This is a genomic window from Caulobacter sp. BK020 (genome assembly GCF_004342605.1).
Taxonomy (GTDB): Bacteria; Pseudomonadota; Alphaproteobacteria; order Caulobacterales; family Caulobacteraceae; genus Caulobacter.
On sequence record NZ_SLZL01000014.1, the window covers coordinates 103,897 to 123,366 of the forward strand.

The following is a 19,470-nucleotide window of genomic DNA, read 5'->3' on the forward strand; positions in this document are numbered from 1 at the left end:
CCTCTCCCCCTGGGAGAGGGTGATCTTAAACCGCCTTGTTCGCGTCCCACCACGCCACCGCTTCGGCGTCGCGCAGGGACAGGTCCGGATAGCGCGGGTCGGTCCCGACCTCCGGCAGGATGCGCCACGAGCGGGCGCACTTCCTGCCTTGGGCCAGCGGGACCTCGACCGCCACGCCCTTGACCTCGTCCAGGGCGAAGGCCTCCGCCGTTCCCGCGACCAGGGTCGCCTGGCTGGTGCGGAACACCTCGGCCGCGTCGACGCCGTCGAAGGCCGCCAGCAGCTCGGGCTCGGCGATGTGCACCACCGGCGCGGCCTCCAGGGCCGAGCCGATCCGCTTGTCGCGGCGCTCGACCTCCAGGGCGGCGGTCACCACCGAGGTGACGGCCTCGACCTTGGCCCAGCGCGCCGCCTCGGCGTCGTTGCGCCAGGCGGCCGGGGTTTCCGGCATCACGCGCAGCACGTTGGAACCCGCGTCGGGGAACCGCGTCGTCCAGGCCTCTTCCATGGTGAAGCTGATCAGGGGCGACAGCCACACCGTCAGGCGCTCGAACACGTAGTCCAGCACCGTGCGATAGGCCCGGCGGCGCAGGGCCGTGGGGGCGTCGCAATAGAGGCTGTCCTTGCGGATGTCGAAGAACAGGGCCGACAGGTCGCCCTGGCAGAAGTCGATCAGCGGGCGGATCACGTCGCTGAAGCGATAGGCCTCGTAGGCGGCCTTCACCTGGGCGTCGAGCTGCCACAGGCGATGCAGGATGTACTTCTCCAGCGGCGGGAAGTCGGCATAGTCGGTGACCCGCTCGGCCTCGTCGAAGCCGGCCAGGGCGCCCAGCAGGTAGCGGGTGGTGTTGCGCAGCTTGCGATAGGCGTCGGTGGTGGTGGCCAGGATCGTCTTGCCGATCCGCTGGTCCTCGGAATAGTCGACCATCGCCGCCCACAGCCGCAGGATCTCGGCGCCGCTCTCCTTGGTGATCGCCTGGGGCTCGACGGTGTTGCCCTTGGACTTGGACATCTTCTCGCCGTTCTCGTCCTGGGTGAACCCGTGGGTCAGGACGCCCTTGTACGGCGCGCGACCGCGCGTGCCGCAGCTCTCCAGAAGCGACGACTGGAACCAGCCGCGGTGCTGGTCGCTGCCTTCCAGATAGAGGTCGGCGGGCGATGCGCTGTCGTTGCGGCCCTCCAGGGTGAAGGCGTGGGTGGCGCCGCTGTCGAACCAGACGTCGAGGATGTCGACGACCTTTTCGTACCGGGCCGGGTCGTGCTCGCCGCCCAGGAAGTCCTCGTCGGGCCGCTCAAACCAGGCGTCGCTGCCGCCCTCGCGGATGGCGTCGAGGATGCGGCGGTTGACCGCCTCGTCCATCAGCGGGACGCCGGTCTCCTTGTCGACGAACATGGCCAGGGGCGTGCCCCAGGCGCGCTGGCGGCTGATCAGCCAGTCCGGACGTGTCTCGACCATGGCGCCGATGCGGTTGCGGCCGGCGTCGGGGTGGAAGGCGGTGTCGGCGATAGCCTGGACAGCCACCTCGCGCAGGGTCTTGCCGCCCAGCGACGGCACGGCCTGGTCCATGCGGATGAACCACTGCGGGGTGTTGCGGAAGATCACCGGGGCCTTGGAGCGCCAGCTGTGCGGGTAGGAGTGCTCGACGCGGCCACGGGCCAGCAGGTTTCCGGCCTCGATCAGCTTGTCCATCACCGCGCCATTGGCCGGCCCGAACTTGCCGGCCTTCTTGCCCTCGGTCTCGATGACCTTCAGGCCGGCGAACAGGGGCACATGCGGATAGTAGGCGCCGTCGGGATCGACGGTGTCGGGGATGGCGTCCAGGCTGCGGCCGCTCTTCAGCCAGACCAGGTAGTCGTCGGCGCCGTGGCCGGGGGCGGTGTGGACGAAGCCGGTGCCGGCGTCGTCGGTCACGTGCTCGCCGGCCAGCAGCGGCACGTCGAAGCCGTAGCCCTCGTCGAATTGGGCCAAGGGGTGGGCGGCGATGATGTGCGCGAGGTCGACCGTCTGCAGCTTCTTCCAGCTGGCGATCTTGGCGGCGGCTCGAACGTCGTCAGCCAACTTCTCGGCGACGATCAGCTTGTCACCGGGCTTCGACCACGGCTCGAACGCCAGATCGGTCTCCATGGCCTCGACCTCGTACAGGCCATAGGCGATCTTGGGGTTGTACGAGATCGCGCGGTTGGCCGGGATCGTCCAAGGCGTTGTCGTCCAGATGACGATGCTGGCGCCTTCGAGCGACGGCCAGGCGCCTTGCAGGCCGCGTGCGGCGCCTTCGCGATCCTGATGATGGAACGCTTGGCCATTGACGGTGTCGGCCAGGGTGTAGCCAACGACCGGGAACTTCACCCACACCGTCGGGCTCGTGTGGTCGTGGTACTCGATCTCCGCATCCGCCAGGGCCGTGCGCTCGACCGGGCTCCACATGACAGGCTTGGAGCCGCGATAAAGCTGGCCCGAGGTGGCGAACTTGTGGAACTCCTCGACGATCGTCGCCTCGGAGGCATAGTCCATGGTGGCGTAGCGGTTCCACCAGTCGCCCAGCACGCCCAGGCGCTGGAATTCGACCTTCTGGGCCTCGATCCAGCCGGCGGCGTATTCGCGGCAGCGCTTGCGGAACTCGGCGGCCGGCACCTCGTCCTTGCGGCGGCCCTTGGCGCGGAATTCTTCCTCGATCTTCCACTCGATCGGCAGGCCGTGGCAGTCCCAGCCGGGCACGTAGTCGACGTCGTAGCCCAGGGCGAAGCGGCTGCGGACCACGAAGTCCTTCAGCGTCTTGTTCAGGGCGTGGCCGATGTGGATCGCGCCGTTGGCGTAGGGCGGGCCGTCGTGCAGCACGAACAGCGGGGCGCCGTCGGCCTGGCGCTTGGCGCGGACGGCGCCGTACAGGCCCTTGTCGGACAAGGCGGCCCAGCCCTCCAGGATCTCGGGCTCCTTCCTGGGCAGGCCGCCGCGCATCGGGAACGGGGTGTCGGGAAGAAAGACGGTTTCGCGATAGTCGCGGGCGGTCGTCGTGGCGTCGTCGGCCATGGCAGGGCTATCCAGCGTAGGGGTGTTCGGAAAAGGGGTTGCGGGGTCGTCGTCCCGGCGTGATGGGCCGGCGCGCGCTGGAGCGCTCGTCCGGCGGCGTCACGCCGGGCGGTTAATTCGCGGGGTTTTCCGAACGAAAGGCATGGGCGGGGGGATAGCAGAGGCGGAGGGGAGGGGCAAACGGGGATGCTTCTCCATCCTGTATCGCGCCCAAGACCTGTCCTCCCCGACAAGGCCCGAACGCCGTCCCAAGCCGCCTTGAACCTCATGGAGTCAGGAGCGACCAGCCGAACAGCATGGTCGCCGCCACGCCGAGAAGGCTTCGCACGCCGTGCAGCCCGCCCCATTTGATCAGCAGTGCGCGGCTCTCCGGTCCAGCCTTCGCGATGTCGAAAGCGGTGAGGCGCTTGTTCGTAGGCATGACGCCAAGCCATGTGAAAGGCCAGTTTGCGACCAGCGCCAGCGCGCCCGCGAGCCACTTCCAGTCGGCGAGCTGACACCAGGCGACAAGGCCGAACAGCCCGCCCAGGATCGCCAGGCCCGCCTGGATAGGGAGCGCGCGTTTATAGCTGGGTCGCCACTGGGCCAGCATGGGTCCATCGCCCAGACCCAGGCGCGCGGGGTGTTCGACCAGAGTGATGTAGAGGGCCGCGCCCGTGAAGAGCGTGGCGACGATGAGGGCGGCTACAGGGAATATCACGGGACAATCTCCATTCGGATTGTCCAAGGAGGCGCATCAGCACGATGGCGCCATCCCGGACAGGTCGGGTTGACGCCGTGGCTGAGAAGAACCCGTAGCGGGCGCAGGAACTACCGACCTGCTGCTCTATTTTCGGCTTTGCCAGAGTGGCGCCGGTTCACGGCCTTGGCAACCTTGAGCGGCTCCGCGATCGCGCGTTGATGGTCCCCTCCCGGGACCGACCTCGCCTTAAGCTTTCGTTAGGCAAGTCGCGTGTTCTGCTGAACCTCGTCCAGCGCCTTTTCTTCGAACCCGAACCGGGCGATGGTGCGAGAACACATGATGAACGCGAATCGCATCCCGATCCGGATCCTGGGGCTCGACCCCGGCCTGCGCCGCACCGGCTGGGGCGTGCTCAGCGTCGAGGGCTCGCGCATGAGCCATGTCGCCCACGGGGTGATCGCGCCCGACGACAAGGCCGACTTCGCCGAGCGCCTGCTGGCCCTGTTCGAGGGGATCAGCGCGGTGATCGAAGAACATCGCCCCGACGAGGCGGCGGTCGAGGAGGTGTTCCTCAACACCAACGCCCAGTCGACCCTGAAGCTGGGCCACGCCCGCGCCGCCGCCCTGATCGCCCCGGCCCGCGCCGGCCTGGTGGTGGCCGAATACTCGACCCGCCTGGTCAAGAAGGCGGTGGTCGGCACCGGGGCGGCCGACAAGGCCCAGATCGGCTTCATGATCGCCCGCCTGCTGCCGACGGCCGGCAAGACCACGGCCGACTGCGCCGACGCCCTGGCCGTGGCCGTCACCCACGCCAATCTGCGCGTCGCCAACCGGAGAGTGGCATGATCGGCAGGCTCAGGGGCGCCGTCGCCGAGATCGGCGAGGAAGAGGCGCTGATCGACGTGATGGGCGTGGGCTACGTCGTGCGCTGCGGCGCGCGCACCCTGCAGCGCCTGCCCGCGCTCGGCGAGGAAGCCCTGCTGCACATCGAGAGCCAGTGGAGCGAGAGCGCCGGCCTGCGCCTCTATGGTTTCGGCACGCGCGAGGACCGCAAGGCCTTCGTGCTGCTGCAGGCCATCCAGGGCGTGGGGCCCAAGGCGGCCATGGCGGTGCTGGACGTGCTGTCGCCAGCCGAGCTGGCCTCGGCGGTGGCGCGCGAGGACAAGGCGGCGGTCGGCCGGGCCTCGGGCGTCGGGCCCAAGCTGGCCCTGCGGATCGTCACCGAGCTGAAGGACAAGCCGATCACCGACGGTCCGGTGTTCCTGGGCGCGCCGGCGACGGCCGCCGCCGCGGCCACGCCGGCCAAGGCCGCCCCGACCGGCGACGCGGTGGCGGCGCTGATGGGCCTGGGCGTGGCCGAGGTCAACGCCCGCCGCGTGGTCGAGGCGGCGGCGGCCAAGCTGGGCGACGAGGCGACGGTGCAGCAGCTGATCAAGGCGGGTTTGCAGGAGCTGGGGCGGTGAGGACGACCCGCTTGCCCCCTACGGATCGCTTCGCGATCGTCTTCCCCCATAGGGGGAAGAGCCTTCCGGCGGAGGCTCCGCCCCCGATGGGGGCGGACAGGCGGCGCAGCCGCCAGGTGGGGGCAAGTCGCCCATGACCCGCATCATCTCCGGCGAACCTCAGCACGGCGAAGCCATCCCCACCGCCAGCGACCGCGCCCTGCGCCCCCAGACCCTGGCCGAGTTCGTCGGCCAGGAGCAGGCCAAGGGCAATCTGCGGATCTTCATCGAGGCCGCCAAGGGCCGGGGCGAGGCCCTGGACCACGTGCTGCTGTTCGGTCCGCCGGGCCTGGGCAAGACCACCCTGGCCCAGATCGTGGCCCGGGAGCTGGGCGTCAACTTCCGCGCCACCTCCGGCCCGGTGCTGAACAAGGCCGGCGACCTGGCCGCGATCCTGACCAATCTCGAAGCCAACGACGTCCTGTTCATCGACGAGATCCACCGCCTGCCCTCGACCGTCGAGGAGATCCTCTATCCGGCCATGGAGGACCACGTGCTGGACCTGGTGATCGGCGAGGGGCCGTCGGCGCGGTCGATCCGCATCGACCTGGCGCCCTTCACCCTGGTGGCCGCGACGACCCGGGCGGGGATGCTGGCCACGCCGCTGCGCGACCGCTTCGGCATTCCGATCCGCCTGGAGTTCTACACCCCGGCCGAGCTGCGCCACGTGCTGCTGCACGCGGCCCGCAAGATGGGCGCGCCGCTGTCGGACGACGGGGCCGACGAGATCGCCAAGCGGGCCCGGGGCACGCCGCGCGTCGCCGGCCGCCTGCTGCGCCGGGTCCGAGACTTCGCCGCCGCCGACGGGGCGAGCGTGATCGACCGCAAGGCGGCGGGGATGGCGCTGGCTCGGCTCGAGGTGGACGAGTCCGGGCTGGACTCCCTGGACCGCCGCTACCTGCGGGCCATGATCGACAACTACGGCGGCGGCCCGGTGGGCGTGGAGACCATCGCCTACGCCATCGCCGAGGCTCGCGACGCGGTCGAGGACGTGATCGAGCCCTATCTGATGCAGCAGGGCTTCATCCAGCGCACCCCGCGCGGCCGGATGGCCTGCGGTAAGGCCTATCTGCACCTGGGCCTGGCCGAGCCGGTCTCGGCCCCCCAGATCACCAGCAAGATCGTGCAGGGCGGGCTGTTCGGGGATGAATAGACTTGCCCCCACCTGGCGGCTTCGCCGCCTGTCCGCCGCCATAGGGGGCGGAGCCTTCGCCGCAAAGCTCTTCCCCCTATGGGGGAAGACGGCCGAAGGCCCGTAGGGGGCAAGTGGCAGTGAGCGAGCCCATGATCGATCTTCCCGAACCCACCGCCGGCGTCTTCGACGGCCGCGAGCATCAGCTGCCCGTCCGTATCTATTACGAGGACACCGACTTTTCCGGCATCGTCTACCACGCCAACTACCTGCGCTATTTCGAGCGGGGGCGCAGCGACTTCTTCCGGATGATCGGCATCTCGCACACCGCCCTGCACAAGGCCGACACCGCCTTCGCGATCATCCGCATGGAGCTGGACTTCAAGCGTTCGGCCCGGATCGACGACGCCCTCGTGGTGCGCACCACCTATGACCGCGTGAAGGGGCCGCGCCTCTATGTCAGCCAGAAGATCACCCGCGGCGACGCGCTGATCGTCCAGGCGGCGGGAGAGGCGGTCTGCATCACCCTGGACGGCCGCCCGCGCAAGCCGACGGCCGAGATGCTGACGATGCTGGCGCCGTGGCTGGAGGCGGGGTCCTAGGTTCCCCGTCGCGCGGCTCGCCATCAAGCCGCCGAGAGCGCTCGTTCCACGGCTTCGGGTTCGCGAGCGATCACCATCAAAAGGGTTCTGGCCGCCGCCTCGGGCCTGCGGCGCCCTTGCTCCCAGTCCGCCACTGCTGACGTGGAAAAGCCGAACCGCGCGGCAAACTGGCTTTGGCTCAGGCCCAGTTGCTTGCGGACGGCTCGGACATCCACCTCGGCGGGAACGTGAACGCGAAAGCTGTCCGGCTTGGCGCGGCCCTCGGCAACTTCCAGGGCCTCACCAAGGCCCTCCATGATCCGCTCGAAATTCTTATTCGCCATACGCTTACCTCCGAAGGGTCTTCCCGAACCCCGTGAACGCTCAACTCGCCTTTCGGCGAGCCGCCTTGATCGCCTTCGCGAACGCACTCATCGCCGCCACCTCGGCGGCGGAAAAGTTTGCTCTCGAACCTTTGGCCAGGACGGCGATCAAGTAGATTTGACCGTCGTCGCCTTCGAACAGGGTCACCACGCGGTAACCGCTTGAGCGACCGCCGCCCGACTTGGCGAACCGCAGTTTGCGGCATCCGCCTGAGCCTACGATCAGATCACCGGCTTCTGGGTTTCGCGAAACGAAGGTGATCAGGGCGGACAGTTCGGCCTCGGTCATGCCTTCGGCCTTCGCCTGCCGCTGAAAGGCCTGAAGCTCCACGACCGTATGGGCGAGCTTGTCCATCGGCTGAATGTACGGCGTTGCCGTAGTTTCGTCAACCAGGTGGTGAAAAAGGCGTCCGATGAGACACCACCATTTACGCCGCGGCGCGGTTCCGCGGCATGCGCTTTCCCGCCTAAGGCAGGAGCTTTGGAGCACGTTGCGGGATGACGGGCATTGGGGAGGGGCAATGAAGATGCTCGGAGCGTCACCGGAACACAAAAACGCGCTCTCTTGCCCATCGTCATAGTTTCACCATTGCCCCGCTTCATGCCAGTAAGGCGCAACGGAAGCCCGGGAGGTGCGCTATTCACCTTCCACGGCGCCGACGCCCAAACTTGACGCCCCAACGGAGCAGGACCCCCGCATGGACGCCGCCGCAGGCCCTCAGAGCTTTTCCTTCATTTCGCTGTTCCTCCAGGCCGACTGGGTGGTCAAGGCGGTGATGATCGGGTTGATCCTGGCCTCGCTGGGCTCGTGGGCGGTGATCATCGACAAGCTGTTCCGCTTCGCCGCGATGAACGGCGCCGCCAACCGATTCGAGGACCAGGTCGGTTCGGGGCAGGGGCTGGAGGAGGTGGCCGCCCAGGCCGGCCCCAACCCGCGCCATCCCCTGCCGCGCATGCTGCAGGCCGCCCTGAAGGAATGGCGCGACGCCAAGGCCAAGGGGCCGGTGGGCGAGGCCCAGGCCGCCTTCCTGATCCAGCGCATCGACCGGATGCTGGACACCCTGATCGCCCGCGAGACCGGCAAGGCCGAGGAAGGCCTGGGCAGCCTGGCCATCGTCGCCACCGCCAGCCCGTTCATCGGCCTGTTCGGCACGGTCTGGGGCATCATGCACGCCTTCCAGAACATCGCCCTGTCGAAGAACACCTCGCTGGCCGTGGTCGCCCCGTCGATCGCCGAGGCGCTGTTCGCCACCGCCATCGGCCTGATCGCCGCCATCCCGGCCTATATCGCCTACAACAAGTTCTCGACCGACGCGGGCAAGTACGCCGGCCGGCTGGAGAACTTCGCTGACGACCTGTCGACGGCCATCCAGCGCCGCCTGAGCGAGCGGGTCTGACCCCATGGCCATGTCCGCCAACGACGCCTTCGCCACCGGCGGCCGTCGCGGCCGTCGCCGTCGCGGCCGGCGGGGCAAGGGCGCCCTGTCCGAGATCAACGTCACCCCGCTCGTCGACGTGATGCTGGTGCTCTTGATCATCTTCATGATCAGCGCCCCGCTGCTGACCGCCGGCGTGCCGCTGGAGCTGCCCAAGACCGAGGCCGCCGCCCTGCAGAACCAGCAGGAGCCGATCACCGTTTCGATCAAGGCCGACGGCGCGGTGTTCATCGGCGAGGGCGAGGTGCCCTTCAACGAGCTGGCCCCGCGCATCTCGTCGATCGCCGGCGACGGCTACGACAGGCCGATCTTCGTGCGCGCCGACGGCAAGGCCAACTACGCGACCGTGGCCCAGGTGATGGCGGCGCTGTCCAACGCCGGCTTCACCAAGATCAACCTGCTGACCGACACTGGCGGCCCGTCCTCGGGCGCGGCGGCCAAGCCCGCGAGCGCCGCGGACGCGGGCGCCCTGCGTCCGGCGCAGTGAGATCGGGTTGTTGATGCGCGGCCTTACCCTTCATCCGCTCATCCCGGCGAAAGCCGGGACCCAAGCTGCATGGCGGCAAGGGGCGGTGCGGTTCGATCATCCGCGATCGATCTCCGGACTCGGCTTGGGTCCCGGCTTTCGCCGGGATGAGCGGAGTTTTGGGGGATGAGGCGCCAAGACCGCACCAACTTTTCCCCGGCCCTGGTCGGGTCGATCGGCCTTCACGTGCTGGTGGTGGCCGCGATCCTGATCGGGCCGTGGAAGCCGTCCAAGCCGGTGATCATCGGCGAGAGCGTGCCGGTGACCATCGTCACCGAGGGGCCCACCAACGTGCGGCCGGCGATCGAGGACGTGCAGGACCAGGCGGCCCAGACCGAGGAGCCGACGCCCGAGGCTGCGCCGCAGCCGCCGGCCCCGGTCCCGGCCCCCGTGCCGACGCCCGCCCCAGCCCCGCCGAAGACCGCGCCGGCCCCCACGCCGACCCCCAAGCCGCCGACCCCGAAACCGCCCCCGCCCAAGCCGGCCAAGCCCGAGCCCGACTTCTTCGCCTCGCTGGAAAAGACCTTGGCCAAGACCCCCAAGGCCACGGGCAAGCCCGTGGCCAACGCCGCCAAGGGCCCGACCCGTCCGGAGACCGCCACCCAGGCCCGTCCCGGCGCCGGGGCGATGACCGGCCTGCAGGCCGCGGCGATCAACGGCATGAAGGACGAGATCCAACGGCGCTGGAACCCCAATTGCGAGGTCGAGGGCGGCGCGGCCGTGCAGGTCAAGGTCAGCTTCAAGCTGGCCACCGGCGGCCGCATCGTCGGCCAGGTGACGGCCGGCGACGCCGAGCGCTCGGCCGATCCGGTGGTCAAGGCCGCCGCCGACCGCGCCATCCGCGCGGTCTACCAGTCGGCGCCGTTCGAGGGCCTGCCGCCGGACTATTACGGCCAGCAACTCAATTTGAACTTCAAGGCGCGCGACGCTTGCGCGGCGCGATAGGGAGGATGCCCAGCATGAACCTCAAGTCCGTCTTCCAGGGTCTGGCCGGCGCCGCCGTCCTGGCCCTGTCCCTGGCCGCCTTCGCGCCGACGGTCGCCCAGGCCCAGATCGAGGTCGACATCGACAAGGGCGCGGTCAAGCCGCTGCCGGTGGCCATCCCCGCCTTCTCGGGCGGCGGTCGCGGGGCCGACATCGCGCAGGTCATCAGCGGCAATCTCGAGCGCTCGGGCCTGTTCCAGCCGCTGAACGTGGCCAATGTCGCCGACAAGCTGACCGACGTGAACGTCCAGCCGCGCTTTCCCGACTGGCAGGCGACCGGGGCCCAGGCCCTGATCAACGGCCAGGTGACGGTCGGCGCCGACGGCACCCTGCGCGTCGACTTCCGCCTGTGGGACACCTTCAGCCAGCAGCAGCTGCTGGGCCTGCAGTTCACCTCGACCGCCGAGAACTGGCGGCGCGTGGCCCACAAGATCAGCGACGCGGTCTATGAGCGGCTGACCGGCGAGAAGGGCTATTTCGACACCCGCGTGGTGTTCGTCGCCGAGAGCGGCTCCAAGCTGGCCCGGGTCAAGAAGCTGGCGATCATGGACCAGGACGGCGCCAACCCGCAGTACCTGACCGACGGCTCCTACATCGTCATGACCCCGCGCTTCTCCTCGACCAGCCAGGAGATCACCTACATGGCGCTGCGGCCCACGGGGTCGAGCATCTACCTGACCAACCTGGAGACCGCCCGCACCGAGACCATCGGCAAGTTCCCGGGCATGGTCTTCGCCCCGCGCTTCTCGCCGGACGGCAGCAAGGTGGCGTTCTCGGTCGAGAAGGGCGGCAACAGCGACATCTATGTGATGGACCTGCGCAGCCGGTCGTCGACGCGGATCACCACCGACCCGGCCATCGACACCTCGCCGTCGTTCTCGCCGGACGGCAGCAAGATCGTGTTCAACTCCGACCGCGGCGGCCAGGCCCAGCTCTACGTCATGAACGTCGACGGCAGCGGCGTGCGCCGCATCTCGTACGGCGGCGGCCGCTACACCACCCCGGTCTGGAGCCCGCGCGGCGACTTCATCGCCTTCACCAAGCAGACCGGCGGCGAGTTCCACATCGGCGTCATGCGCGCCGACGGCGGCGACGAGCGCCTGCTGACCACCAGCTATCTGGACGAAGGCCCGACCTGGGCCCCGAACGGCCGGGTGCTGATGTTCTCGCGCGAGAGTTCCAACGGCAATTCGCGGTTGTGGACGGTGGACATCACCGGCCGGATCCTGCGCCCCGCCGCCTACCAGGGCGCCGCCTCCGACCCGGCCTGGTCGCCGCTGCTGGATTGAGGTTCCCGAGGGCGCGCGGACTTGCCCCCTACGGATCGCTTCGCGATCGTCTTCCCCCAAAGGGGGAAGAGCCTTCAGGCGAGCGCTCCGCCCCCTATGGGGGCGGACAGACCGCGAAGCGGTCAGGTGGGGGCAAGTGTGTGACGACGTCAATTGACCGGTTCATCCACACCTTCTTCAGGCAACCTCCGCCGTAGCGGCGCGTTGCCCTGCTGTCGTTCATCCGATGTTCAGGCAGCGGGTGAAACCAGGTGGTCGTGCGACATTCTGACGCCATTGTGAGGTGCAAGGTACGATTTCGCGCGACGCCACGAAGGCTACACGCGTTAGAACCATCAACCTTGGCCGTGGACTTGAGGAGAAACTGGATGAGCTTCGACACCCAACGCGTCGCTAGACTGGCGATGATCGGTCTGGCGGCCGCCTCGCTCGCCGCCTGTGCTTCGCGGCCGAAGCCCGCGGGCCCCGCGGCGCCGACGCCCACGGCCTCGCAACCCACGCCTCCCCCGTACCAGGCCCCGGCCACGCCGGAGTCGCCGGTCAACCAGGGCCCGCTGCCGGGCACGGTGCAGGACTTCGTGATCAACATCGGCGAGCGGATCTATTTCGACACCGACAGCTACGACATCCGCAGCGACGCCCAGCCGACCCTGACGGCCCAGGCCCAGTGGCTGAACCGCTATCCGGCCGTGCGCGTGCGCATCGAGGGCAACGCCGACGAACGCGGCACCCGCGAGTACAACCTGGCCCTGGGCGCCCGCCGCGCCAACGCCGTTCGGGAATTCCTGACCGGCCAGGGCGTGGCGGCCTCGCGCATCGAGACCCTGTCCTACGGCAAGGAACGCCCGATCGACCCGGGCACGAACGAGGACGCCTGGGCCAAGAACCGCAACGCCCGCACCGCCATCACCGACGGCGCGCGGTAACGAAAGCTCCTTCCCCCTCGATGGGGAAGGACCTCGCGGGCTCTTTCCTTCTCCCCTTGCGGGAGAAGGTGGCCTGCGAAGCAGGTCGGATGAGGGGGCGCGTCGCCCTATCCGGTAGGCTCGGGACGCTACTCCGTCACCGCCCGTCGACCCCTCATCCGTCGACTGCGCCGACACCTTCTCCCGCAAGGGGAGAAGGATGATCGCGGGAGCCTCTGTTATTCGCCGCACTTTTGTCCGCAACCGGGGCATAATCGCCGACATGAAGCTGAAAGCCGCGCTGCTCGCCGCCGTCCTGGCCCTGACCGTCGTGCCCGCCGTGCCCATCCTGGCTCCGGCGGCGATGGCCCAGACCCCCATGCCCGACCCGCTGGACGACCGCTCGGCCAAGCGGCTGGACAAGATGGAGAAGGTGGTCCGCGAGCTGCGGGCGATCGTCTTCCAGGGCCGCGACACCGGCAAGCCGGTGGTCGTCCAGGCGGCCGAGACCGACGCCCAGATCGCCGCGATGTCCGACCGGATGCGCGACCTGGAACAGACCCTGACCAAGCTGAACGGCCAGAACGAGGGGCTGACCCACGACCTGGACGAGGCGCGCCGCGCCAACGAGGCTGAAAAGGCCCGGGCCGACGCCCTGGACCAGCGCCTGGCCGCTCTGGAAAAACGCATCGCCGACCAGGAAGCCGCCGCCGCCGCGGCAGCCGCCGCTCCCCCGGTCGCCGCCGCGACGCCCGCTCCGGCCTCCACCGATCCCGCCACCGCCTTCAAGTCGGCGCGGCAGATGCTGCTGGACGGCGACTATGCCGGGGCCGAGCAGGCCTTCGCCGGCTATGTCGAGGCCTTCCCCGACAGCGCCAAGGCGCCCGAGGCCCGCTATTGGCTGGGCGAGACCCAGTTCGTGCGCGAGGCCTATGGCGACGCCGCCGGCAATTACCTCGGCGCGGTGCGCGGCTGGCCGCAGACCAGCTGGGCGCCCGACGCGGTGCTGAAGCTGTCGCGCTCGCTGGTGGCCCTGAAGAAGCCCGCCGACGCCTGCAAGACCCTGGACGAACTGGCCCGGCGCTATCCCAAGGCCCCGGCCGCGGTCACCGCCAAGGCCGCCAGCACGCGTGTCCAGGCCAAGTGCGCGGCCTAGGGTTCTAAAATTCCGCTCATCCCGGCGAAAGCCGGGACCCAAGCGGCGTTTCAAGGCTGTTCGTGGGCGATCGAGCGACATGGCCCCATGCTGAGATTCAGCTTGGGTCCCGGCTTTCGCCGGGATGAGCGGAGGGAGGACTGATGATCACATCCTTCCCAGCCTTCACCGCCGCCCTCGGCCGCCGCCTGCGCGCTGGCGCCGACGCGCCGCTGGCCGTGGGCTTCTCGGGCGGAAGCGACAGCCTGGCGCTGCTGATCCTGACGCTGGACTGGGCCCGCGCCCGTGGCCGGTCCGTGCTCAGCCTGACCGTCGACCACCAGCTGAACCCCGCCAGCCCCGCCTGGACCGCCGAGGCCGTCGCCAAGGCCCGCGCCCTGGGCGCCGAGGCGCGCGCCCTGGCCTGGACGGGGCGCAAGCCCGTGACCGGCCTGTCGGCCGCCGCCCGCGCCGCCCGCCACGCCCTGCTGGCCGAGGCCGCCCGCCAGGCCGGGGCCAGGGTCCTGCTGCTGGGCCACACCGCCGACGACCTGGCCGAGGCCGCCCTGATGCGGGCCGGGGGCTCGACGGTGTCCGATCCGCGCGAGTGGTCGCCGTCGCCGGCCTGGCCGGAGGGGCGCGGTGTCTTCGTGCTGCGGCCGCTGCTGGCGGAGCGGCGCGAGGCGCTCCGCGACTGGCTGCGGGCGCGGGGCGAGACCTGGCTGGACGACCCGGCCAACGCGGATCCGAGGTCCGCCCGAGCCCGGGCGCGGCGAGACCTTCAGCAGGCGGGCCCCCGGCGCGAAGATCCGCAACCACCCTGGGGCTCGGCGCTTCCGGCGGCTTGCGTCGCGACGTCCGGGATGACCGGGCCCGGCGCGGCGGCCGGCTATCTCGTCCTGCCCCGCGACGCCCCCGCCGCCCAGGTGGCCGCCGCCTGCCTGTGCGCCGCCGGCACGTCGCGACCGCCGCGCGGCGAGCGGCTGCAGCGGCTGGTGGACAGAATCCGCACGGGCGAGACCTTCACCGCCACCCTGGCCGGGGCGCGGATCGAGGCGGTGGGGCGGACGGTGGGCTTCTTCCGCGAACCCGGCGAGGCGCGGCGTTTCGGTTCCGATCTTCCCCCCGTGGGGGAGGTGTCGGCGCGGCCGACGGAGGGGAGCGTGTTCGAGCGCCCGACATATCCCCCCTTAGGCCCTTCGGGCCACCTCCCCCATGGGGGGAGGATCTGCGACCTTCCTCTCAATGAACCCCTCGTTTGGGACGGCCGCTACGAACTCGTCGCCGCCGTTCCCGGCCTCGCCGTCCGGCCGCTGCAAGGCCTGGCCGCCCGCTTGCCGCCCGACCAGCGCCGGGCGCTGAAAGGCCTTCCGGCCTCGGCGCGTCCCGGCCTGCCCGCCGTCGTCGCCCCCGACGGCGGCGTCAGTTGCCCGATCCTTGCAGGGCCGGAAACGACGCGCGCGCGCTGTCTTGTGGTGGATCGTTTCGAGGCGGCGACAGGCCGTGTCGATCAAGAACCTGCGACATGATATCCCGCGCGTGGCGAAACCGCCCGGACCGTCCTATCTTGGAAGGTCAGAGACTATCGTTGGGAAGACAACGCGTATGAATTTCAAGACCCTGGGCATCTGGGCCGTGATCGTTCTGGTGGTGGTGGCCGCCTATGGCGTCTTCAGCCAGGGCGGCCGCGCGGGCGCCGCCAGCGAGACCAGCTATTCGCAGCTGCTCAAGAACATCGACGACGGCCAGGTCAAGAAGGCCAACATCAACGGCGACGTGGTCAAGGTGGAGCCGAAGGCCGGCAAGCCCTACAGCGTCAACATCCCGGCCAATTCCGAAGACCTGGTCAAGCGCCTCGAGGCTCGCAACTCCGAGATCGTCTACCAGAGGGGCGGCAACATCCTGCTCAGCGTCCTGTTCCAGATGCTGCCGATCCTGCTGCTGATCGGGGTCTGGATCTTCTTCATGCGCCAGATGCAGGGCGGCACCAAGGGTGCCATGGGCTTTGGCAAGTCCAAGGCGCGGCTGCTGACCGAGAACAAGAACCGCGTGCTGTTCGACGACGTCGCCGGCGTCGACGAAGCCAAGGAAGAGCTGCAGGAAGTGGTCGAGTTCCTCAAGGACCCGGCCAAGTTCCAGCGCCTGGGCGGCAAGATCCCCAAGGGCGCGCTGCTGGTCGGCCCGCCCGGCACCGGCAAGACCCTGATCGCCCGCGCCGTGGCGGGTGAGGCCGGCGTGCCGTTCTTCACCATCTCGGGTTCCGACTTCGTCGAGATGTTCGTCGGCGTCGGCGCCAGCCGCGTGCGCGACATGTTCGAGCAGGCCAAGAAGAACGCCCCCTGCATCATCTTCATCGACGAGATCGACGCGGTCGGCCGCCATCGCGGCGCCGGCCTGGGTGGCGGCAACGACGAGCGCGAGCAGACCCTCAACCAGCTGCTGGTCGAGATGGACGGCTTCGAGGCCAACGAAGGCATCATCCTGATCGCCGCCACCAACCGTCCCGACGTTCTGGACCCGGCCCTGCTGCGTCCCGGCCGCTTCGACCGCCAGGTCGTGGTGCCCAACCCGGACGTCTCGGGCCGCGAGAAGATCATCCGCGTGCACATGAAGAACGTGCCGCTGGCCGCCGACGTCGACGTCAAGACCCTGGCCCGCGGCACCCCCGGCTTCTCGGGCGCGGACCTCGCCAACCTGGTCAACGAGGCGGCCCTGACCGCCGCGCGCAAAAACCGCCGCATGGTCACCATGCACGACTTCGAGCACGCCAAGGACAAGGTGATGATGGGCGCCGAGCGCCGCTCGATGGCCATGAGCGAGGACGAGAAGAAGCTGACGGCCTATCACGAGGGCGGCCACGCCCTGGTGGCCCTCAACGTCGCCGTCGCCGACCCGGTCCACAAGGCCACCATCGTGCCGCGCGGCCGCGCCCTGGGCATGGTCATGCAGCTGCCCGAGGGCGACCGCTACTCGATGAGCTACGACATGATGACCTCGCGCCTGGCCATCATGATGGCCGGCCGGGTGGCCGAGGAGCTGATCTTCGGCAAGCACAAGATCACCTCGGGCGCGTCCAGCGACATCAGCGCCGCCACCAGCCTGGCCCGCAACATGGTCACCCGCTGGGGCTTCTCCGACGAGCTGGGCACCGTGGCCTATGGCGACAACCAGGACGAGGTGTTCCTGGGCCACTCGGTGGCCCGCACCCAGAACGTCTCGCCCGAGACCATGATGAAGATCGACACCGAGGTCCGTCGCCTGGTCAAGGGCGGCGAGGACGAGGCTCGCCAGATCCTGACCGAGAAGCTGACCGAGCTGCACGCGGTGGCCAAGGCCCTGCTGGAGTTCGAGACCCTCAGCGGCGACGAGATCATCAACGTGATGAAGGGCATCCCGCCGGTCCGCATCGAGGACGAGAGCAACAAGATGCCGGTCGGGCCGGTGGCCGCGGTGCCGGTCTCGACGGGCGTCGTCGCCTAGCGCTCTCAGCCCAAGGCCTGGAAAAGCCGGACCGGTTCGCCGTTCCGGCTTTTTCTTTGCGCCGTCCTTGGCGTCGAGGGGGCGGCGGCGCTAGCCTGGAGCTTGGCCGCGAACGGCGGCGGGGAGGCATGACATGAAGACGGCGATCATCGCCCTGGCGACCGCGACGCTGCTGGCCGGCGCGGTCCAGGCCCAGGAGATTCACAAGGACGGCATGACCGGCCCGGAGGTGGCCGCCTGGCTGCAGAAGGCCGGCTACAAGGCCGAGCTGACCAAGGATTCGTCGGGCGATCCGATGATCAACAGCGCCGCCGACGGCCACGACTTCAAGATCTATTTCTACGACTGCAGCGAGGCCAAGCGCTGCAAGGCCCTGCAGTTCTCGGCCGGCTTCGACCTGAAGGAGCCGCTGAAGCTGGAGAAGGCCAACGAGTGGAACCGCAAGAACCGCTACCTGAAGGTCTATCTCGACGACGAGGGCGACCCCTACGTCCAGTACGACGTCAATGTGAACGCCGGCCGCACCCTGGCGGGCCTGGACGACGACTTCGGCGTCTGGACCGGAATGATCGGCGACTTCACGACGTTCATCGACTGGTAGCGGCCTTCTCCCTTGCGGGAGAGGGCGTCTACAGCCGCGCCAATTTCAGGTCCTGATAGTCGTACGAGAAATCCGCCAGCGGCGAGACCGCGCGCATCGTGGCGCCGGTCACCGCCCCGTCCTTGACCGTGAACACCACGAAGGCGTCCTCCTGCGCACGGTCGTCGAAGCGGGTCTTGAAGGTGTCGCCGTCGAAGGTCTCCAGGGCGCCGCGCAGGGCGGGGGTCTTGTCGAAGGCGATCTTCAGCCCGGCCTTCCTGCCCTTGCCCGCCACCGAGACCGTCACCGTGCCGTACCAGGGGTCGCGATAGGTCCCGGCATAGGCGGCCAGCGGCAGGGTCGGGGCCCTCCCGCCATTTGGGCCGCCGCCCTTGGGAGTCGTGGCCTCGGCGGCGTCCTTGATCGTCTTGGCGTCGTTCTCGGCCTGGACCTTCCGGCTGGAGGCGATCCAGTCGAAGTCGCTGCGCCCCTGCAGCCGGTCGGGGCCGCCATAGCGCAGCGAGCGGAAGACGGTGTTTTCCTCGGCGTTGGTCATCACCATGATCCCCGACTTCCGGCCCGGCAGCAGGCCGGTATAGGAGATGAAGCCGGCCAGGCCGCCGGTGTGCCAGACGATCTTCTCGCCGCGATGGTCGTTGACGAACCAGCCTAGCGCATAGGCCTGCAAGCTGGGGCGCACGGGATTGTCGGGGGTCGGACCGTCGGACCAGGCGGTGATGGTCTGGGGTTTCCACATCTCGCGGCCCGAGGCCTCGGTCCACAGCTTGACCCCGCCCGGCGCGGTCCCCAGGCCCAGCTGGACCTGCATCCACTTGCCGATGTCGCGCGGGCTGGCGTTGAGGCCGCCGGCGGCGCCGGCCGAGTCGAAGCTGCCGTCGAACGGCAGGACGGTCTGCGGGCCCAGGCCGCGCACCGGCGGCCCCATCCGCGCGTGCGGCTCGGCCCGCGGCCGGTCGCCGATCAGCGAGGGCAGGGGCACGCTGTCGGTCATCTTCAGCGGGTCCAGGATCCGCTTCTGGATGAACACCTCCCACGGCGCGCCGGTCAGGGCGGCGATCACCTCGCCGGCCGCCACGTACAGCACGTTGTCATAGGCGTAGCCGCCCCGGAACGGACCGCCGATCGGCAGGTACTTCAAGCCCGCCACGATCTCGGCCCGGGTGTGGGTGGGGTTGGGCCAGATCATCAGGTCGCCGGCCCCCAGGGTCAGGCCCGAGCGGTGGCAGAGGAGGTCGCGCACGGTCATCAGCCGGGTGACCACCGGGTCGCTCATCTCGAAGGCCGGCAGGTGCTTGGTCACCGGGTCGTCCCAGGCCAGCTTGCCCTCCTCGACCAGCATGGCCAGGGCGGCGGCGGTGAAGGCCTTGGTGTTGGAGGCCACGCCGAACAGGGTGGAGTCGGTGACCTTGTCGGTCCCGCCCAGGCGACGCACGCCATAGCCCTTGGCCAGGGTGATCTCGCCGTCCTCGACCACGGTGATCCCCAGGCCCGGCTCGTCGGGGAAGGCGGCCATGACCTCCTGGGCGAACTGGTCGACGGCCGCTGCGGCCTTGCCCGCCTGCCGCGCGAAGGCGGGCCTGGCCAGCGCCGCGGCCCCGACGGTGGCGAAGGCCGACAGCAGGGCGGCGCGGCGGGTCGTGGCGATCATGGAAGCGTCCTGGTGGAAATCAGGCGCGCACTGAAGCCTAGCCGTGCGGGCGGGGCAAGAAGAGACCCCTTGTATCTGGATCGCGGCTCGAAGGCGTGATGGCTTTGAGCTGTGAAGGGACCGGTGGCCACCGGTCCCTTCACGCGGCTCGCGGCGCC

At 69.4% G+C, this 19,470-nt stretch carries 18 protein-coding genes; 13 read left to right on the top strand and 5 right to left on the bottom strand.

The genetic code is table 11. The features are described from left to right. Positions 1-25: 25 nt before the first annotated feature. Positions 26-3,028 carry an isoleucine--tRNA ligase gene (ileS, locus tag EV278_RS17200; RefSeq protein WP_132094188.1) on the bottom strand — a complete coding sequence of 1,001 codons (3,003 nt, stop codon included), beginning with the start codon at positions 3,026-3,028 and terminating at the stop codon, positions 26-28. 265 nt (positions 3,029-3,293) lie between these two features. Beyond that, on the bottom strand, positions 3,294-3,728 hold the full coding sequence (locus EV278_RS17205; protein WP_132094190.1) for a DUF1772 domain-containing protein: 435 nt from the start codon (positions 3,726-3,728) through the stop codon (positions 3,294-3,296). A gap of 306 nt (positions 3,729-4,034) precedes the next feature. Between EV278_RS17205 and ruvC the strand changes: the two genes are divergently transcribed. The 4 genes from ruvC (at position 4,035) to EV278_RS17225 (ending at position 6,946) form a co-directional block, all read left to right on the top strand. Beyond that, on the top strand, positions 4,035-4,556 hold the full coding sequence (gene ruvC / locus EV278_RS17210) for a crossover junction endodeoxyribonuclease RuvC (protein WP_207905510.1): 522 nt from the start codon (positions 4,035-4,037) through the stop codon (positions 4,554-4,556). Next, entirely contained in the window at positions 4,553-5,173 is a 621-nt protein-coding gene (gene ruvA, locus EV278_RS17215) for a Holliday junction branch migration protein RuvA (RefSeq protein WP_132094196.1), read from the top strand. Before ruvC ends, ruvA begins: the two co-directional genes overlap by 4 nt. A 133-nt stretch (positions 5,174-5,306) precedes the next feature. Continuing rightward, positions 5,307-6,365: a Holliday junction branch migration DNA helicase RuvB gene (gene ruvB, locus EV278_RS17220; RefSeq protein ID WP_132094199.1), complete on the top strand. Its 1,059-nt coding sequence runs from the start codon at positions 5,307-5,309 to the stop codon at positions 6,363-6,365. Between the two features lie 131 nt (positions 6,366-6,496). Beyond that, positions 6,497-6,946 (top strand): YbgC/FadM family acyl-CoA thioesterase, encoded by a 450-nt coding sequence (locus EV278_RS17225; protein ID WP_132094201.1) that lies wholly within the window; start codon positions 6,497-6,499, stop codon positions 6,944-6,946. Positions 6,947-6,969: 23 nt separating this feature from the next. On the opposite strand, the gene EV278_RS17230 is transcribed toward EV278_RS17225, so the two are convergent. Both EV278_RS17230 and EV278_RS17235 read right to left on the bottom strand, forming a co-directional pair. Continuing rightward, complete coding sequence (locus tag EV278_RS17230; RefSeq protein ID WP_132094204.1) at positions 6,970-7,269, bottom strand: helix-turn-helix domain-containing protein; 300 nt, start codon at positions 7,267-7,269, stop codon at positions 6,970-6,972. A gap of 40 nt (positions 7,270-7,309) precedes the next feature. Continuing rightward, on the bottom strand, positions 7,310-7,663 hold the full coding sequence (locus EV278_RS17235; RefSeq protein ID WP_132094207.1) for a type II toxin-antitoxin system RelE/ParE family toxin: 354 nt from the start codon (positions 7,661-7,663) through the stop codon (positions 7,310-7,312). Between the two features lie 343 nt (positions 7,664-8,006). Between EV278_RS17235 and tolQ the strand changes: the two genes are divergently transcribed. The 9 genes from tolQ (at position 8,007) to EV278_RS17280 (ending at position 17,664) form a co-directional block, all read left to right on the top strand. Then, positions 8,007-8,705 carry a protein TolQ gene (tolQ, locus tag EV278_RS17240; RefSeq protein ID WP_132094209.1) on the top strand — a complete coding sequence of 233 codons (699 nt, stop codon included), beginning with the start codon at positions 8,007-8,009 and terminating at the stop codon, positions 8,703-8,705. A 4-nt stretch (positions 8,706-8,709) separates the two neighbouring features. Next, positions 8,710-9,231, top strand: a complete 522-nt coding sequence (locus EV278_RS17245; protein ID WP_132094213.1) for a biopolymer transporter ExbD — start codon at positions 8,710-8,712, stop codon at positions 9,229-9,231. Between the two features lie 165 nt (positions 9,232-9,396). Next, the gene (locus EV278_RS17250) at positions 9,397-10,215 is read left to right on the top strand and encodes an energy transducer TonB (protein WP_132094217.1); all 819 of its coding nucleotides are present in this window, start codon (positions 9,397-9,399) and stop codon (positions 10,213-10,215) included. A 14-nt stretch (positions 10,216-10,229) separates the two neighbouring features. Further along, the gene (tolB, locus tag EV278_RS17255) at positions 10,230-11,543 is read left to right on the top strand and encodes a Tol-Pal system beta propeller repeat protein TolB (RefSeq protein ID WP_132094220.1); all 1,314 of its coding nucleotides are present in this window, start codon (positions 10,230-10,232) and stop codon (positions 11,541-11,543) included. 353 nt (positions 11,544-11,896) lie between these two features. Next, entirely contained in the window at positions 11,897-12,469 is a 573-nt protein-coding gene (gene pal, locus EV278_RS17260) for a peptidoglycan-associated lipoprotein Pal (protein ID WP_132094253.1), read from the top strand. 262 nt (positions 12,470-12,731) lie between these two features. Then, on the top strand, positions 12,732-13,604 hold the full coding sequence (gene ybgF / locus EV278_RS17265) for a tol-pal system protein YbgF (protein WP_132094223.1): 873 nt from the start codon (positions 12,732-12,734) through the stop codon (positions 13,602-13,604). Between the two features lie 143 nt (positions 13,605-13,747). Then, entirely contained in the window at positions 13,748-15,112 is a 1,365-nt protein-coding gene (tilS, locus tag EV278_RS17270; RefSeq protein ID WP_132094226.1) for a tRNA lysidine(34) synthetase TilS, read from the top strand. A gap of 76 nt (positions 15,113-15,188) precedes the next feature. After that, entirely contained in the window at positions 15,189-17,063 is a 1,875-nt protein-coding gene (gene ftsH / locus EV278_RS17275; RefSeq protein WP_132094229.1) for an ATP-dependent zinc metalloprotease FtsH, read from the top strand. Between the two features lie 133 nt (positions 17,064-17,196). Continuing rightward, complete coding sequence (locus EV278_RS17280; RefSeq protein WP_132094232.1) at positions 17,197-17,664, top strand: YbjN domain-containing protein; 468 nt, start codon at positions 17,197-17,199, stop codon at positions 17,662-17,664. A 28-nt stretch (positions 17,665-17,692) separates the two neighbouring features. Here the strand turns inward: EV278_RS17280 and EV278_RS17285 are convergent, their stop codons facing one another. After that, positions 17,693-19,312, bottom strand: a complete 1,620-nt coding sequence (locus tag EV278_RS17285) for a serine hydrolase (RefSeq protein ID WP_132094235.1) — start codon at positions 19,310-19,312, stop codon at positions 17,693-17,695. Positions 19,313-19,470 lie beyond the last annotated feature (158 nt).

Bases quoted from the DNA above. Each gene is read 5' to 3' on its own strand.
- EV278_RS17285 (WP_132094235.1), bottom strand. From the start codon at position 19,312: ATGATCGCCACGACCCGCCGCGCCGCCCTGCTGTCGGCCTTCGCCACC.
- tolB (WP_132094220.1), top strand. From the start codon at position 10,230: ATGAACCTCAAGTCCGTCTTCCAGGGTCTGGCCGGCGCCGCCGTCCTG.
- tilS (WP_132094226.1), top strand. From the start codon at position 13,748: ATGATCACATCCTTCCCAGCCTTCACCGCCGCCCTCGGCCGCCGCCTG.
- ftsH (WP_132094229.1), top strand. From the start codon at position 15,189: ATGAATTTCAAGACCCTGGGCATCTGGGCCGTGATCGTTCTGGTGGTG.
- ruvB (WP_132094199.1), top strand. From the start codon at position 5,307: ATGACCCGCATCATCTCCGGCGAACCTCAGCACGGCGAAGCCATCCCC.
- EV278_RS17245 (WP_132094213.1), top strand. From the start codon at position 8,710: ATGGCCATGTCCGCCAACGACGCCTTCGCCACCGGCGGCCGTCGCGGC.
- ruvA (WP_132094196.1), top strand. From the start codon at position 4,553: ATGATCGGCAGGCTCAGGGGCGCCGTCGCCGAGATCGGCGAGGAAGAG.
- EV278_RS17280 (WP_132094232.1), top strand. From the start codon at position 17,197: ATGAAGACGGCGATCATCGCCCTGGCGACCGCGACGCTGCTGGCCGGC.
- EV278_RS17230 (WP_132094204.1), bottom strand. From the start codon at position 7,269: ATGGCGAATAAGAATTTCGAGCGGATCATGGAGGGCCTTGGTGAGGCC.
- EV278_RS17225 (WP_132094201.1), top strand. From the start codon at position 6,497: ATGATCGATCTTCCCGAACCCACCGCCGGCGTCTTCGACGGCCGCGAG.
- ileS (WP_132094188.1), bottom strand. From the start codon at position 3,028: ATGGCCGACGACGCCACGACGACCGCCCGCGACTATCGCGAAACCGTC.
- ybgF (WP_132094223.1), top strand. From the start codon at position 12,732: ATGAAGCTGAAAGCCGCGCTGCTCGCCGCCGTCCTGGCCCTGACCGTC.
- tolQ (WP_132094209.1), top strand. From the start codon at position 8,007: ATGGACGCCGCCGCAGGCCCTCAGAGCTTTTCCTTCATTTCGCTGTTC.
- EV278_RS17235 (WP_132094207.1), bottom strand. From the start codon at position 7,663: ATGGACAAGCTCGCCCATACGGTCGTGGAGCTTCAGGCCTTTCAGCGG.
- EV278_RS17250 (WP_132094217.1), top strand. From the start codon at position 9,397: ATGAGGCGCCAAGACCGCACCAACTTTTCCCCGGCCCTGGTCGGGTCG.